The sequence below is a fragment of the Bradyrhizobium sp. CB82 genome (assembly GCF_029714405.1).
GTDB lineage: Bacteria > Pseudomonadota > Alphaproteobacteria > Rhizobiales > Xanthobacteraceae > Bradyrhizobium.
Map to the genome: position 1 here is coordinate 6,872,720 of NZ_CP121650.1, position 16,189 is coordinate 6,888,908.

General features: G+C 65.1%; 11 protein-coding genes. 4 read left to right on the forward strand and 7 right to left on the reverse strand.

What is annotated here, in order from left to right:
* Positions 1-72: 72 nt before the first annotated feature.
* Positions 73-1,059 (reverse strand): MDR family oxidoreductase, encoded by a 987-nt coding sequence (locus tag QA640_RS33395; protein ID WP_283037053.1) that lies wholly within the window; start codon positions 1,057-1,059, stop codon positions 73-75.
* A gap of 208 nt (positions 1,060-1,267) precedes the next feature.
* Positions 1,268-2,518, reverse strand: a complete 1,251-nt coding sequence (locus QA640_RS33400; protein WP_283037054.1) for an MFS transporter — start codon at positions 2,516-2,518, stop codon at positions 1,268-1,270.
* A gap of 309 nt (positions 2,519-2,827) precedes the next feature.
* Between QA640_RS33400 and nadA the strand changes: the two genes are divergently transcribed.
* The 3 genes from nadA (at position 2,828) to nadC (ending at position 6,603) form a co-directional block, all read left to right on the forward strand.
* The gene (gene nadA, locus QA640_RS33405; RefSeq protein WP_283037055.1) at positions 2,828-3,934 is read left to right on the forward strand and encodes a quinolinate synthase NadA; all 1,107 of its coding nucleotides are present in this window, start codon (positions 2,828-2,830) and stop codon (positions 3,932-3,934) included.
* Positions 3,935-4,105: 171 nt separating this feature from the next.
* Positions 4,106-5,713 carry an L-aspartate oxidase gene (locus QA640_RS33410; protein ID WP_283037056.1) on the forward strand — a complete coding sequence of 536 codons (1,608 nt, stop codon included), beginning with the start codon at positions 4,106-4,108 and terminating at the stop codon, positions 5,711-5,713.
* Between the two features lie 14 nt (positions 5,714-5,727).
* The gene (gene nadC, locus QA640_RS33415; RefSeq protein ID WP_283037057.1) at positions 5,728-6,603 is read left to right on the forward strand and encodes a carboxylating nicotinate-nucleotide diphosphorylase; all 876 of its coding nucleotides are present in this window, start codon (positions 5,728-5,730) and stop codon (positions 6,601-6,603) included.
* Between the two features lie 263 nt (positions 6,604-6,866).
* Here the strand turns inward: nadC and QA640_RS33420 are convergent, their stop codons facing one another.
* From QA640_RS33420 to QA640_RS33430, 3 genes are all read right to left on the reverse strand, one after another.
* Entirely contained in the window at positions 6,867-8,309 is a 1,443-nt protein-coding gene (locus QA640_RS33420) for a cell wall hydrolase (protein WP_283037058.1), read from the reverse strand.
* A 589-nt stretch (positions 8,310-8,898) separates the two neighbouring features.
* Positions 8,899-11,784, reverse strand: a complete 2,886-nt coding sequence (gene ppdK, locus QA640_RS33425) for a pyruvate, phosphate dikinase (protein ID WP_283037059.1) — start codon at positions 11,782-11,784, stop codon at positions 8,899-8,901.
* Positions 11,785-11,891: 107 nt separating this feature from the next.
* Complete coding sequence (locus tag QA640_RS33430) at positions 11,892-12,047, reverse strand: DUF3096 domain-containing protein (protein WP_283037060.1); 156 nt, start codon at positions 12,045-12,047, stop codon at positions 11,892-11,894.
* Between the two features lie 263 nt (positions 12,048-12,310).
* Here QA640_RS33430 and QA640_RS33435 point away from each other — a divergent pair, with 263 nt between their 5' ends.
* A complete protein-coding gene (locus QA640_RS33435) occupies positions 12,311-12,664 on the forward strand; it encodes a DUF1236 domain-containing protein (protein WP_283037061.1) in 354 nt (117 codons plus the stop codon).
* A gap of 242 nt (positions 12,665-12,906) precedes the next feature.
* Here QA640_RS33435 and glyS read toward each other — a convergent pair whose 3' ends face one another.
* Positions 12,907-15,036, reverse strand: a complete 2,130-nt coding sequence (gene glyS / locus QA640_RS33440; protein ID WP_283037062.1) for a glycine--tRNA ligase subunit beta — start codon at positions 15,034-15,036, stop codon at positions 12,907-12,909.
* Positions 15,036-15,974, reverse strand: a complete 939-nt coding sequence (locus QA640_RS33445; protein ID WP_283037063.1) for a glycine--tRNA ligase subunit alpha — start codon at positions 15,972-15,974, stop codon at positions 15,036-15,038. Before QA640_RS33445 ends, glyS begins: the two co-directional genes overlap by 1 nt.
* Between the last annotated feature and the right edge of the window lie 215 nt (positions 15,975-16,189).

Sequence of the window (16,189 nt, forward strand, 5' to 3'; positions counted from 1 at the left end):
CTCTTTACCCGCTGCTTACCATACTAACCGTGGCGACATTGAAGCAGGTTGGTTGGTAAAGTCTGAACGCCGTTAGAGAATTTTTACCACGATGCGGCCGCGGACCTCGCCCGCGAGGATCTTCGGCCCCCATTCGGTGATTTGGTCAAGCGGAATTTCCTTAGTGATTTCAGCTAGTTTCATCCGATCCAGATCGGAAGCCAGGCGCTGCCAGGCGGCCCTTCGCGGCTCCAGGGGGCACATCACCGAATCGATGCCGAGAAGGCACACCCCGCGCAAAATAAACGGCGCGACCGAGGACGGCAGATCCATGCCGGCGGCAAGACCGCAGGCTGCAATCGCTCCGCCATACTTCGTCATCGACAAGAGATTGGCGAGCGTGGTCGAGCCGACGCTGTCGATACCGCCGGCCCAGCGCTCCTTGGCGAGCGGTTTTGCCGGCGCGGACAGCTCGTTGCGGTCGATCACCTCGGCCGCTCCCAATTCCCTGAGATAGCTGGCTTCCGCCGCGCGACCGGTGGAAGCGATGACGTGGTAGCCGAGCTTCGACAGCACGGCGGTCGCAACCGAGCCGACGCCACCGGCCGCGCCCGTCACCACCACGGGGCCGCGCTTCGGCGAGATGCCCTGCTTCTCCAGCGCCAGCACCGCAAGCATCGCGGTGAAGCCGGCGGTGCCGATCGCCATGGCGTCACGCCCCGACAGCCCCTGCGGCAGCGCGACCAGCCAGTCGCCCTTCACCCGCGCCTTCTCGGCATAGGCGCCGAGATGCGTCTCGCCCATGCCCCAACCGGTGCAGACGACCTTGTCGCCTGCCTTCCATTGCGGATGCGAGGACTGCTCGACGGTGCCGGCGAAATCGATGCCGGCGATCATCGGGAAGCGGCGCACCACCGGCGCCTTGCCGGTGAGCGCCAGGCCATCCTTGTAGTTCAGCGTCGACCATTCGACCCGCACGGTGACGTCGCCGTCCATCAGCTCGGCTTCGTCGAACTGCGTCAATGCGGCGGTGGTGCCCTTGTCCGCCTTGTCGATCCGGATCGCCTTGAACGTTGCCACGGCAAAACTCCCTGACTTGTTTCAGGGGATGTTTAGCCGATCACGCAGGCTGTGCAACTGGCGCTCCAATTCCGAAGTTCGCAAACCACGAGCCGCGCCTTCACATGCGAACTTCGGAATCAAGAGGAGCGCCAGCAAACATATGATTCTAGTGCCGGTTTTCGATTTGAAGTTCCCGAACGAATGTGCCGCTTGCTCTGCAGGAACTTCAAATCGCCGGCACTAGTCGTGCGACGGGTTTCTCCACGATCGGGAGATTGATCAGGGCCGAGAGTACGCCGAACAGGATCGAGAGCCACCAGATCGGCGTATAGGAACCGAAACGCTCGAACACGATGCCGCCGAGCCAGACGCCGAGGAAGCCGCCGACCTGATGGCTGACGAATGCAAAGCCATAGAGGGTTGCGAGCCAGCGCGTGCCGAACATCAGCGCCACCAGCGCCGAGGTGGGCGGTACGGTCGAGAGCCACATCAGGCCCGACACCGCGCCGAAGGCGATCGCCGAGAACGGCGTGATCGGGAACGAGATGAAGGCGAGCGTTGCGAGCGCACGGATGAAATAGATCGTCGAGAGAATGTAGCGCTTGGGCAGATAGCTTTGCAGCCACCCGACGCTCAGCGAGCCCACCATGTTGAAGAGCCCGATTGCGGCAATCACCCAGCCGCCGACCTGCGTGGAGATGCCGCGATCGACGAGGAACGCCGGCAGGTGCACGGTGATGAAGGCGAGCTGAAAGCCGCAGGTGAAGAAGCCAAGCACGAGCAGCACATAGGAGCGATGGCCGAAAGCCTCGGCGAGCGCCCTGGTGAAGGGTTGCTCGTCGGCGGCCGGCGTGCTGGTCGAGCTCGCAACCGGCGGCGTCGACAGCGCCAGCGAGAGCGGGACGATCAGCAGCATCAGGCCCGCGAACACCGTGAGCGCCTGCTGCCAGCCGAAATTATCGATCAGAGCGACGCCGACGGGCGCGAACAGGAATTGCCCGAAGGAGCCGGCCGCAGTGCCGGCGCCAAGCGCAAGCCCGCGCTTCTCGGCCGGCAGAAGCTTGCTGAAGGCCGACAGTAGGAGATTGAACGAGCAGCCGGCAAGCCCGAAGCCGACCATGACGCCGGCGCCGATGTTGAGCGAGAGCGGCGTCGAGGAATAGCGCATCAACAGCAGTCCGCCGGCATAAAGCACCGCGCCGACGCACATCACGCGAAACAGGCCGAAGCGATCGGCGACCGCGCCGGCGAACGGCTGGCCCAGGCCCCACAACAGATTCTGCACGGCGATCGCGAGGCCGAAGACGTCGCGGCCCCAGGAAAATTCGTGGCTCATCGGCTGGACGAAGAAGCCGAGGCTCGAGCGCGGGCCGAAGCCCAGCATGCCGATGGCGCAGCCGCAGAGAATGATGATCGCTGGCGTGCGCCAGGAGGAAGAATGCGAAACCGGACCGACGTCGCCCACACTTGCCGACATGCAATTTCCCTTTTCTGCCGCCGGCGGTCCGGGATAGGTCGCCGCGCCGCAAGCATTTAATGCATCTGCATGAAAACCCCAAGAGGTATACCGGGCATTGCAGCCCTGCAAATCTCGCGCGGGGTGAGCGCACGGGGGTGAGCGCACAGAAATGTGTCCGGATGGGTCTGGCGGCCTGCGCCCTCGCATGCTATGTTTGATTTACTCATGTTGAGCATATCAACCTGAACAAACCCAACCAGCCTGGAAGGCCGGATTTCTAACGGCCTAGATATACTCAAATTGAGTATATAAGAACGGGAGGCTTCGATGCCGATCTCTGGAATTTACGGTCCCGACGATTTCGCCAAGCGGCCGCAGGGCCACCCCGCTCCCGCCTTACGCAAGCCCGTCGGCAATCACGGCCCCGCATTGCCGCGCCCTTTGCTGGAATGGACACCGGAGGTCGAGCAGGCCACGGCGCATCTCTACGAGCGCGTCCGCCATGTGATCCCGTCGATCGAGTGGCCGCTGATGGCGCCGGCCATCAAGGCGATCAACGAGCTGAAGCAGGCGCGGGGCGCGGTGATCCTCGCGCACAACTACCAGGCACCGGAGATTTTTCACTGCGTCGCCGATATCGGTGGCGACTCGCTCCAGCTCGCGGTCGAGGCGACCAAGGTGAAAGCCGATGTCATCGTGCAATGTGGCGTGCACTTCATGGCGGAGACGTCGAAGCTGCTCAATCCGGACAAGACGGTGCTGATCCCGGATTCCCGCGCCGGCTGTTCGCTCGCCGCCAGCATCACGGGTGCGGACGTGCGCTTGCTGCGCGAAAAGTTTCCGGGCGTGCCCGTCGTCGCCTATGTCAACACCTCCGCCGAAGTGAAGGCCGAGGTCGACATCTGCTGCACCTCGTCGAACGCGGTGCAGGTGGTCGAAAGCCTGCGCGCGCCGAGCGTGATCTTCCTGCCCGACCAGTACCTCGCGAAATACGTTGCCTCGAAGACCGATGTGAAGATCATCGCCTGGAAAGGCGCCTGCGAGGTGCATGAGCGCTTCACCGGCGAAGAGCTGCGCAGCTTTCGCGAAGCCGATCCGTCCGTGCAGATCATCGCGCATCCGGAATGCCCCCCGGACGTCCTCGCGGAAGCCGACTTCACGGGCTCGACCGCGCACATGATCAACTGGGTGCGCGAGAGGCGGCCGAAGCGACTCGTGATGATCACCGAATGCTCGATGGCCGACAATGTGCGCGCCGAACTGCCCGAGGTCGAGATGCTGCGCCCCTGCAATCTCTGCCCACACATGAAGCGCATCACGCTGTCGAACATTTTGGACAGCCTGCTGACGCTCAGTGAGGAGGTGACGATCGATCCCGCCATCGCCGAGCGCGCGCGGCGCTCGGTCGAGCGGATGATCAATCTGAAGAATTGAGAGCGGCAACAAAATGCAACTGCCGTCCCGGAGCGCGCGAAGTGCCCGGGACCCATAATCACAGGCAGATGTGGTCGCGAAGAAAGACGTCACACGGCTTCGCAAAACAACTTCGGCCTGGGGTAGGTCCCCGCCTTCATGGGGACGACGGCTGAGTGAGAGGAAAAAGCCATGCCAACCACCATCCACGACCTCACCCGCACCACCGACGACGTCGTCATCGTCGGCGGCGGCCTCGCCGGGCTGTTCTGCGCGCTCAAGCTGGCGCCGCGACCCGTGACGCTGATCTCGGCAGCGCCGCTCGGACGGGGCGCATCATCGGCCTGGGCGCAAGGCGGCATCGCGGCGGCCGTCGGCGAAGGCGACAGCCCCGAAGCACATGCCGCCGACACCGTCGCGGTCGGCGCCGGTCTCGTCGATGAAGCAGTCGCACTCGGGATTGCACGCGAGGCAGCGCCGCGCATTCACGATCTCCTCAGCTACGGCGTGCCCTTCGACCGCGATCTCGAAGGCCGGCTCGCGGTGGGGCGGGAAGCTGCGCATTCGGCGCGGCGCATCGTGCATGTGCGCGGTGACATGGCGGGCGCGGCGATCATCGCGGCGCTCAGCGAGGCCGTGCGGCGCGCGCCGTCGATCCGCCTGATCGAAGGCCTTGTCGCCGAGGCGCTGCTGACCGAGGACGGCGCCGTCACCGGATTGCAGCTCCGCGACGTCGGCAATGCGACGGCACGTCCCATCATCATCGCCTCCCGCGCGGTGGTGCTGGCAACCGGTGGCATCGGTCATCTCTACGCTGTCACGACCAACCCGCCCGAGGCGAACGGATCGGGTCTCGCGATCGCGGCACGGGCCGGCGCCGTCATCGCCGATCCCGAATTCGTGCAGTTCCATCCGACTGCAATCATGGTCGGCCGCGATCCGGCGCCGCTCGCGACCGAAGCGCTGCGCGGCGAAGGCGCAGTTCTGATCAACGGCGACGGCGAACGCTTCATGGCGGCACGTCATCCGCTCGCTGAACTCGAACCGCGCGACATCGTCGCACGCGGCGTGTTCGCGGAGATCGCGGCCGGCCGCGGCGCGTTCCTCGATGCGCGGGAAGCGCTAGGGTCCCATTTCGCCGAGAAATTCCCGACGGTCCATGCGAGCTGCATCGCGGCCGGCCTCGATCCGGCGACGCAGCCGATCCCGATCGCGCCCGCCGCGCACTACCACATGGGCGGCATCGCGGTGGACGAACGCGGCCGCACGTCCATCGAAGGGCTCTGGGCCGGCGGCGAGGTGTCCTCGACCGGCGCGCATGGCGCCAACCGGCTCGCATCGAACTCGCTGCTGGAGGCTGTCGTTTATGCCGCGCGCATTGCAGACGACATCGCCGGTCGCGCAATCCCCTCGCCGGCCCGGCTGCCGGAGGCGCTCGTGACGCCACGGAACGCCTTGATCGACACGCGTGCAGAGACGAGATTGCGCGCCATGATGAGCGCGAAGGTCGGCGTGATCCGCGACCACGACGGACTTGCAGAGGCGGTGCGCCATTTTGCGACGCTGGAACGCGATGCCGGCAGCGTCGCTCTTCGCGACATGGCGACCACGGCTTTGCTCGTCGCCGCATCCGCATTCACGCGGCACGAGAGCCGCGGCGCGCATTTCCGCTCCGACCATCCGGCCGAGGTGCCTGCCTTCGCAGAGCGGACCATGACGACGCTCGCTGCGGCGCGCGAGGTCGTCGAAGCGCTGATCGAACAGCCTGCGCGCCGGACGGCGCAAGCCATGATCGCCTGACGGAGAGTCTTGTCATGACCCCAGCTTCCCTGCTCCATCCCGACGCCTTCCTGTCGCCGCTCGCGATCGACGAGGCCGTGCACCGCGCACTCGACGAGGACCTTGGCCGCGCCGGCGACATCACCTCGCTCGCGACGATCCCGGAGGCCAACACGGCCCAGGCGATCCTGGTCGCACGCCAAGCCGGCGTGATCGCCGGCCTGCCGCTGGCGCTGGCGACGCTGCAAAAGCTTTCCGATGCGATCGAGCTGCAGGCGCACATCCGCGACGGCGCGCGCGTGAAGGCCGGACAGCGTGTGCTGACGATATCAGGCCCTGCTCGAGCCATTCTCACGGCCGAGCGCACCGCGCTGAACTTCGTCGGCCGGCTCTCCGGCATTGCGACGCTGACGGCCGAGTACGTCCGCCAGACCGAAGGCAGCAAGATGCGGATCTGCTGTACGCGAAAGACCACGCCGGGGCTGCGCGCGCTGGAGAAATACGCCGTGCGCTGCGGCGGCGGTTTCAACCATCGTTTTGGTTTGGATGACGCGATCCTGATCAAGGACAACCACATCGCGGTCGCCGGCGGCATCCGCGCCGTGCTGGAGCGCGCCCGCAGCCATGCCGGCCATCTCGTGAAGATCGAGATCGAGGTCGATACGCTGGCGCAATTGCGCGAGGTGCTGGACACCGGCCTTGCCGATGCCGTGCTGCTCGACAACATGGATATCGCCACGTTGCGCGAAGCGGTGAAGCTCGCGGCCGGCCGCGTCGCGCTGGAAGCGTCCGGTGGTGTCACGCTTGAGTCGATTGCACAGATCGCGGCGACGGGCGTCGACTACGTCTCGTCAGGCGCGCTGACGCATTCGGCGCCGAATTTCGACTGCGCGCTGGACATCGAGGCTTGATGCGCAAACGCCTTCTGGATTGATCTTAGTCCTAGGCACGCTGCACCTCTCCCGCAAGCCGGGGAGGCATAGGCCGCCGCCTTTGGCGGCCGTCCTCCTAAGGGACGCCGAGGCGAAGCCTCGGCTATGGCGAAGCGCCGGGTGGGGGCTTTCTCCATATTGGGAGTCTCGATTATGGCGACACCCTCTCCCCAACCCTCTCCCGCAAGCGGGAGAGGGAGCGCATCTTCAGTGCGGCCGCATTTGATCCCGATCTGAGCGCGCTACCGCCGCTCGGTCGCACCCAGCTCGGCTGAGCTCTTGGCTTCCTGCGCGAGCTCTGCTGACAGCGCGGCGGTCTGCGCCGGCGTGCCCCAGCTCGGCACCTCGCTGCCGTCACCCCAGGCGCGCGGCCGGTAGAAGGTGTGGACGCCGAACTTGTAGGTCTTCTTCATCTCGGCGACCCAGGACGGCCGCACCCAATAGGCATGGTAGTGCGTCGACTTGCCGACCTCAGGCAGCCAGATCTGGCCGTCGAGCATCGCTTTCGCGATCTTCCTGGCGCGCTCCCACATGTCGGGCTCGCGGATCACGTCGGGATTGTTGTCGCAGGCGAAGGTGAACTGGCAGGCGAAGTGGCGATACTTGTTCTGATAGACCACGCCGCACACAGTGTCCGGATATTTGCCGGAGAACACGCGGTTCATCACCACCTGGGCAACCGCGATCTGGCCGCGCACGGCTTCGCCCCGCGATTCGAAATAGACGGCCTCGGCGAGGCATTTCTCTGCTTTGGCGCGCGACTTCTCGTCAAGGGCGAGGCGTTCGGCCGGCGACCTGACGCGCTGATCGTCGGCATTGACCTCGCCCTTGGGCGCGACGCTCTCGCCGTTCTCGGTGGCCCTTGCGACCTCCTCCGATGGCGGCGGCAGCGAGGCCATCACCTTCATGTCGGGGTCCGGCATCACGATCAGCGGTTCCGCGCCGGGCTGCCAGCTCTCCATGCTCTCGAGGCTGCCGCCGAGCGACGAGCTTCCGAAGAACAGGTTCGACGTCTTGACGCTGAAGGGATCGCGGGCTGGCGCGGCCGGGGCCCGCTTCAACTCGTTGAGCGTCTGGGCCGCAAGCGACAGCGCGCTGTCGCTTGCGGGCGCGGTGGAATATTGCGGCAGCGGCGGCGCGCGCAGCGCCTCCTCGAGTTCGGGATCAAGCGCGGCCGCGGACTCCGGCGACATCGCCTGCGACAACGCGGCCGTCTTGGCGCCAAAGACCGAGCTGTTCGATGTCGCGGGATCCTGTGCGGCGGGCGCTGCGGATGGCGCGTCCGGCTCAGCCGGCGCGGGCGGAACGGTCGCGAGACGGTCGCCCTTCAGTGTGCGATCCACGCGCGGAAAATCGGCGGCCTGATAGCGCGGTGGCGTCTGGAGCGCCGGATTGCGCGAGATGCTGCCCGTGATGTCGCGATCGTCCAGCCTCGCGAGGCGATAGCTCGCGCTCTGCGGAGCCGAGGTTCCGATCGGACGGGCAAAGCTGTAGGTGGCGAGCTGGATCGAGGACGCCGCGGAAAATACCTGCCTCTGCCAGCGCTCGGCAATGCCGGGTTGGCGCGCCAACAGCGAAGCAATGTCCTGATATCCGGTCTCTCTCGGCATCAATGCGAAGATGCAGAGACCGATGCCGAAGGACGCGAACCGCGCGCCCTTCGGATGGTTACGCAACACAAACATCGATACGCTCACGCAACGCTTACGGTAGAGAAGATCGAACGCAGTGCGTCCGTGCAATTCGATCCTTTTTGTTGGTATCTAATTTAGGTTGCCGGGGAGTTAATCGGCGTTGCGCGCACACCACACTCAAGCGATCGCAGGTGTTTTCACCGCGCGACCGGACGCGTAGGTAAATGCGACCTCACGCAAAAAGGTGAACACCTCGTCAACGGATATGGTGAAGGAACTCTTGACGGCGTGTCATTACGGGACGTGCGTCAACGAACCGCGTTATTGCGCAACGTATTTCCACACAACCACTGTCATCGCCCGGCTTGACCGGGGTACGCCGCAGCTTATCGATTCAGGCACGACCGTCTCGGAGTACTGGATCGCCCGGTCAAGTCGGGCGATGACGACGAGAGTGTGGGACGCACCTGCCACAAGTTCATTGCGAGGAGCGCAGCGACGAAGCGATACGGCGTCTTTCCGCGGAAGGATACTGGATTGTTTCGCTGCGCTCGCAATGACGGTGTGGATAGAGCGGAGATCAAAACGAAAGAGGCGGAGCCTTGGCCCCGCCTCTCTCATTCTCAGATCTTGATCAATTTCACGCTTGGCTTGCGATCGCCTTGCCGAGCGCGGCCTGGGCTGCCGCGAGGCGTGCAATCGGCACGCGATAGGGCGAGCAGGAGACGTAGTCGAGGCCGATCGCGTGGCAGAACGCCACCGAGGCGGGATCGCCGCCGTGCTCGCCGCAGATGCCGACCTTGAGCGAAGAGCGCGTCTTGCGGCCGCGCGCGACGCCGATCTTGACGAGCTCGCCGACGCCTTCCTGATCGAGCGCGATGAAGGGATCGATTTGCATGATGCCCTTCGCGACGTAAGGCCCGAGGAAGCTCGCCGCGTCGTCGCGGCTGATGCCGTAGGTGGTCTGCGTCAGGTCGTTGGTGCCGAAGGAGAAGAACTCGGCCGACTGCGCGATCTCGGCCGCGAGCAGGCAGGCGCGCGGCAGCTCGATCATGGTGCCGACCTGATAGGCGAGCTTGGTGTTGGTGGCGCGCATCACCGCCTGGGCGGTGGCATCGATGCGTGCCTTGACGAGGTCGAGCTCGGCCTTGGTCGCAATCAGCGGCACCATCACCTCCAGGCCAACGGCCTTGCCGGTGCGCCGCTGCGCCTCGACTGCGGCCTCGAAGATCGCACGCGCCTGCATCTCGGCGATCTCGGGATACGCGATCGCGATGCGGCAGCCGCGGAATCCGAGCATCGGGTTGAACTCGGAGAGCTCGCGCGCGCGGTCGGCCAGGCGGCGCGGGTCGGTGTTCATGGCGCGCGCCACTTCCTCGACCTCGGCGTGGGTGTGCGGCAGGAATTCATGGAGCGGAGGATCCAAAAGCCGGATCGTGACGGGCAGTCCTTTCATGATCTCGAACAGCTCGACGAAGTCGGCGCGCTGCATCGGCAGGAGCTTCGCCAGAGCCGCACGGCGCGACTGCTCGTCCTCGGAGAGGATCATCTCGCGCACCGTGCGGATGCGCGTCTCCTCGAAGAACATGTGCTCGGTGCGGCACAGGCCGATGCCTTCCGCGCCGAACTTGAGCGCGGTGCGCGCATCGTCCGGCGTATCAGCGTTGACGCGCACGCCGATCTTGCGGACCTGGTCGGCCCAGTTCATCAGCGTGCCGAACTCGCCGGACAGCTCCGGCTCGATCATCGGCATGCGGCCGGCAAGCACCTGGCCGAGCGAGCCGTCGATGGTGATGACGTCGCCGGTCTTGAAGGTGCGCGAGCCGATGCTCATGGTGCCGCGGCCGTAATCGACGCGGATCGTGCCGCAGCCGGAGACGCAGGGCTTGCCCATGCCGCGCGCGACCACCGCCGCGTGCGAGGTCATGCCGCCGCGCGTGGTGAGAATGCCCTCGGCCGCGTGCATGCCGTGAATGTCTTCGGGGCTGGTCTCGATGCGGACCAGGATGACCTTGCGCCCGTCGGCCTGGAGCTTGGCGGCTTCATCCGAGGAGAACACGATCTCGCCGGAGGCAGCACCAGGCGAAGCCGGCAGCCCGGTCGCGATCACGTCGCGCTTGGCGTTGGGATCGATGGTCGGATGCAGGAGCTGATCGAGCGAAGCCGGATCGATGCGCGTCACCGCTTCCTTCTTGGAGATCAGGCCCTCATTGGCGAGCTCGACCGCGATGCGCAGCGCCGCCTTCGCGGTGCGCTTGCCGCCACGGGTCTGGAGCATCCAGAGCTTGCCGCGCTCGACGGTGAACTCCATGTCCTGCATGTCGCGGTAGTGCTTTTCGAGCTGCGTGTAGATGCGCGTCAGCTCCTTGAACGCCTCCGGCATCGCCGTTTCCATCGACGGCTTGTCGGAGCCGGACTCTTTCCGCGCTTCCTCGGTGATGTCCTGCGGCGTGCGGATGCCCGCCACCACGTCCTCGCCCTGTGCGTTGATCAGGAACTCGCCGTAGAGCTTGCTGTCGCCGGTGGAGGGATTGCGGGTGAAGGCGACGCCGGTCGCCGACGTCTCGCCCATGTTGCCGAACACCATGGCCTGTACGTTGACCGCGGTGCCCCAGGATTCCGGTATGTCGTGCAGCTTGCGGTAGGTCACCGCGCGCGCGTTCATCCAGGATGAGAACACGGCGCCGATCGCGCCCCAGAGCTGGTCGTGCGCATCCTGCGGAAACTCCTTGCCGGTCTCGTGCGCCACCGCATCCTTGTACTTGCCGACCAGATCGACCCAGTCCTCGGCGGTGAGGTCGGTGTCGAGCGAATAGCCCTGGCTGTCCTTGAAGGTGTCGAGGATTTCCTCGAAGTGATGATGCTCGAAGCCGAGCACCACGTCGGAATACATGGTGATGAAGCGGCGATAGCTGTCATAGGCAAAGCGGCGGTCGCCCGACAATTCCGACAGCGCTTCCACGGTCTCGTCGTTGAGGCCGAGATTGAGCACGGTGTCCATCATGCCCGGCATCGAGGCGCGCGCGCCGGAGCGCACCGAGACGAGCAGCGGGTTCTTGGCATCGCCGAACGCCTTGCCGGTCAGCTTGCCGACATAGTCGAGCGCCTTCTCGACCTGCGCGTTCAATTCCTTCGGATAGGTCTTCTCGTGGGCGTAGAAATAGGTGCAGACCGAGGTCGGGATGGTGAAGCCGGGAGGCACGGGGAGGCCGAGATTGGCCATCTCGGCGAGGTTGGCGCCCTTGCCACCGAGCAGATCGCGCATTTCGGATTTGCCCTCGGCCTTGCCGTCGCCGAAGGTGTAGACCCACTTGCCCGCCTTGGCGGCGCCTGGCGCCGGCTTCGCAGCGACCTTGGGCGCCACCGGCTTGCTCACAGGCTTGGGGGCGGGCTTCGCAGCCGTCTTCACGGCGCTCTTCACCGCGCTTTTGGGCAGCGCCTTGCGGGCTGCCGGCGCGGCTTTCGCCTTGGCAGAGGGCTTTGATTTCGCTGGGATTTTCTTAGGCTTCGAGGCGGCTTTGGCCATAGCTTGCACACAACCTGCGAGAGGAACGGGAAATCGCGGGCCTTACACCATTTTGGGCGGGCTCGCGCAAGTCGGACGGATGGGGGATGGGAAGATTGATGGGAAGATTAGAGATGCAGCCACTTCAAAAGGCCGAGCCCGATCGCGCCGTTCAGGATCAGGAAGATCGCGACGATCAGGTTCAGGAGCCGCGGCATGATCAGGATGAGCACGCCCGCGATCAGCGACATGATCGGCGAGAGGTGGGCGACGGTGAGGTGCATGAAATATCTTTCTCGAGGCCTGGGGGTGATGCGAATCGCGGCCGGATCATACCGGGACCGGTTCCGCGAGTAGAGACGCACGAGATCATGGTTGAGTTCCCCCACTCACGAAAACTGCCTGAAATTGCCGCGGATGCGGCACTCGATTTTCCGGAACATTGCGCGCGCCGCAGCATTGGCAACCGACCGCGCCGTTGGGCGCATGTCGAAATCACCTTCGGCAAGACCATCTTCGGCAAAACCATCTTGAGAAGGAGTTGCCTATGCGGAACAGAATTCTTGCTCTTGCAGCGCTTGGCGCCGCGCTCGGAGCGCCGGTCGCAGCGCAGGCGCAAGCCGATGTCACGATCGGCCGCGCCCCCGTCGTGACCGAGCGCAGCCCTGGCATCGCCGTCGAACAACGTCCGGCGTTTCGCGACTATGTCGTCGAGCAGCGCGTGCCGGCCTTCAGCGTGCCGGACCGCATCGTGGTCGGCACCGTGCTGCCGGAAACCGGCATCACCTATTACGACGTGCCGCAGCGCTTCGGTCCGACGACCTATCGCTACACGGTCGTGAACGGCGAGACCGTGCTGGTCGAGCCGCGCTCGCGACGCATCGTCGAAGTTCTCGACTAGATGTCCGGCGCGCCCCACAAGGCCAACAACAAGGCTTGGCGCGCGTAGAGTTCACGGACATCAGGCCCTGCCCGGTCCTCCCCCCGCCGGGCAGGGCTTTTTTGCACTCTCGTGTCCCGGGCAAGCGAAGCGCAGACCCGGGACCCAGAAGCCGAGCGACGCAGCGGCATGGGCCCCGGATCAGCAGCGCATCACGCCGCAAAGGGGCGGCGCGCTGCGCAGCATCCGGGGCACGAGAGCGATCAATCCTGGATCTTCGAGAAGTCCGCGACAGCACGCGTGGCGCTGCGGATTTCGTTCAAGAGCTTCAAGCGATTCTCGCGCACCTTCGGGTCCTCGTCGTTGACGCGGACCTTGTCGAAGAAGGCATCGACCGGCGGACGCAGCTTTGCCATTGCGCTCATGGCGGCGGCGAAATCCTCCTTCGCGACGGCTGCGCTTGCTTCCGCCTTCACCTCACCGATCGCCTTCGCCAGCGCTTTCTCTTCAGCCAGGCTGTAGAGCGCAGGATCGGGCGCGCCGTCGAACGTGCGCTTGTCCTTCTTCTCCTCGATGCTGAGGATGTTGCCGGCGCGCTTCGTGCCGGCGAGCAGGTTCTTGCCGTCGTCACTGTCGAGGAATTTGCCGAGCGCCTCGACGCGGCGCACGATCATCAGGAGATCGTCCTGGCCGCCGAGGGCGAACACGGCGTCGACGAGATCATGACGCGCGCCCTGCTCACGGAGCTGGACTTTGAGGCGGTCGGCGAAGAAGGGAAGAAGATCAATAGCTCCCTTTCCTATGCCAAATGTTCCACCGGCACTGCGCAGACGCTGCGCGATCGATTCAAGCACCGTATCGTAGTGTTGGTCAAAGAGCTTTGCGAGGTTGAGCCGAATGCCGTTCTCAACAAGCAACCGGATCACACCCAACGCCGCGCGGCGCAGCGCATAGGGGTCCTTGCTTCCCGTCGGCTTCTCGTCGATGGCCCAGAAGCCGACGAGCGTATCGATCTTGTCGGCGAGCGCGACGGCGACGCTCACCGGATCGGTCGGCACGCGATCCGCTGGCCCTTGCGGCTTGTAGTGCTCCTCGCAGGCCGCGGCGACGGAGGCATCCTCGCCCTGGGCCAGCGCGTAGTACTTGCCCATCAGGCCCTGCACTTCCGGGAATTCGCCGACGACTTCCGTCAGCAGATCCGCCTTCGCCAGAAGCGCGGCGCGCGTGGCCTTGGCGACATCCGCCCCGACCAGTGGCGCGATCTCCGCCGCCAGGCGCTCGATGCGCTTGATGCGCTCTCCTTGCGTGCCGAGCTTCTCGTGGAACACGATCTGCTCGAATTTCGGCAGCCGGTCTTCGAGCTTCGTCTTCAGGTCGGTCTCGTAGAAGAACTTCGCATCCGACAGCCGCGCGCGGATCACGCGCTCGTTGCCGGAGACGATCGCCTTGCCGCCGTCGGTCGCCTCGATATTCGCAACCAGGATGAACTTGCTGGCGAGCTTGCCCGTTTTGGGATCGCTGATCACGAAGCACTTCTGGTTGTTGCGGATGGTGGCGCGGATCACTTCCGGCGGGATCGACAAGAATTCCTGGTCGAACGAGCCCATCAGCACGACCGGCCATTCGACGAGCCCCGCGACCTCGTCGAGCAGGTTCTGGTCTTCGAGCAGCTCGAAGCCTTGCGCAAAGGCGAGCTGCTTGGCGTCGGTCAGGATCGAATCCTTGCGACGCTCCGGATCGAGCACGACCTTGGCGTCGAGCAGTTTTGCCTCGTAATCCTCGAAGCGGCGCACGTTGATCGCCCCTGGTGCCAGGAAGCGATGGCCGAAGGTGGTCTGGCCGGTCTCGATGCCGTCGACGGAAAAATTCACGACGTCAGGCTGTTCGGTCTCGAGCCCGAAGGTCGCGGTGATCGCATGCAACGGACGCACCCAGTTGAGCGAGCCTGACCTGGCCGAGCGCGCGCCCCAGCGCATCGATTTGGGCCAGGGGAAGGTGCGGATGATCACCGGGAGGATCTCGGCGATCACGTCGATCGCCGCACGGCCCGGTTTCTCGATCAGCGCGATGTAGAAATCGCCCTTCTTGTCGCTCTGGATCTTTGCCTCGCTCAGCGAGGCAAGGCCCGTGGCCTTCAAGAATCCCTGGATCGCAGCCTCCGGTCCGCCGACGCGCGGACCGCGGCGCTCTTCCCTAAGATCGGGCTGGCGCGCGGGGATGCCGTGTACGGTGAGCGCGAGGCGGCGCGGCGTCGCAAACGCCTTGGCGCCCTCATAGACGAGGCCTTCGGCAACCAGCTTGTCGGTGACCATGCGTCGCAGATCGTCGGCCGCCTTGGCCTGCATGCGCGCGGGAATCTCCTCGGAGAACAGCTCCAGCAACAGATCGGGCATCAGGCCACTCCGCCCGCTTCGGTGTGCACCCAGGCCTCGCCGCAGGCCTTGGCTAGCTCGCGCACCCTGAAAATGTAGCTCTGCCGCTCGGTCACCGAGATGACGCCGCGCGCGTCGAGAAGATTGAACACGTGGCTCGCCTTGATGCACTGGTCATAGGCCGGCAGCGCCATCAGGTGCTCCCTGCGGTTGCTGGCTTCGCGCCAGCCGGCCTCGAGGTATTTCTTGCAGGCTTCTTCCGCCATCTTGAATTGCTCGAACAGCATCGCGGTGTCGGCATATTCGAAATTGTGCCGCGAATATTCCTGCTCGGCCTGGAAGAACACGTCCTTATAGGTGACCTTCTGATCGCCTTCGCGGCCGTTGAAGTTGAGGTCCATGATGCGGTCGACGCCCTGCAAGTAGCAGGCAAGCCGCTCGAGCCCATAGGTGAGTTCGCCCGCCACCGGCGCGCATTCGACGCCGGCGACCTGCTGGAAGTAGGTGAACTGCGACACTTCCATGCCGTCGCACCAGCATTCCCAGCCCAGCCCCCACGCGCCCAGCGTCGGGCTCTCCCAGTCGTCCTCGACGAAGCGGATGTCGTGCACGGCGGAATCGATGCCGATCGCGGCAAGCGACTTCAGGTACAGCTCCTGAAGGTCCGGCGGCGACGGCTTGAGGATCACCTGGAACTGGTAATAGTGCTGGAGCCGGTTGGGGTTCTCGCCGTAGCGGCCGTCCTTCGGCCGGCGCGAGGGCTGCACATAGGCGGCATTCCACGGCTTCGGGCCGAGCGCGCGCAGGGTGGTCGCAGGGTGGAAGGTGCCGGCGCCGACCTCCATGTCGTAGGGCTGGAGGACCACGCAGCCGTAATCCGCCCAATAGCGTTGCAGCGCCAGGATCAGGCCCTGGAACGAGCGGTCCGGGCGCATATGGGCGGGCAATGAGGCGTCCATCGTCAGGTCAGGCTTTCGCGGGGGGTTTTGAATCGCGCGGGACCGTATCGACGGCGGCGATGGGAATCAAGGCAAAGGGGGGCGTTCTTACCTCCCGCGCTTGCGGGGAGGTCGCGCCGAAGGCGCGGGTGGGGGCTCTTTCCATTGAGGGAGTGTTCACTGCGGAGATACCCCACCCCCGCCCTCCCCGCAAGCGGGAGAGGGAGCACACCTTT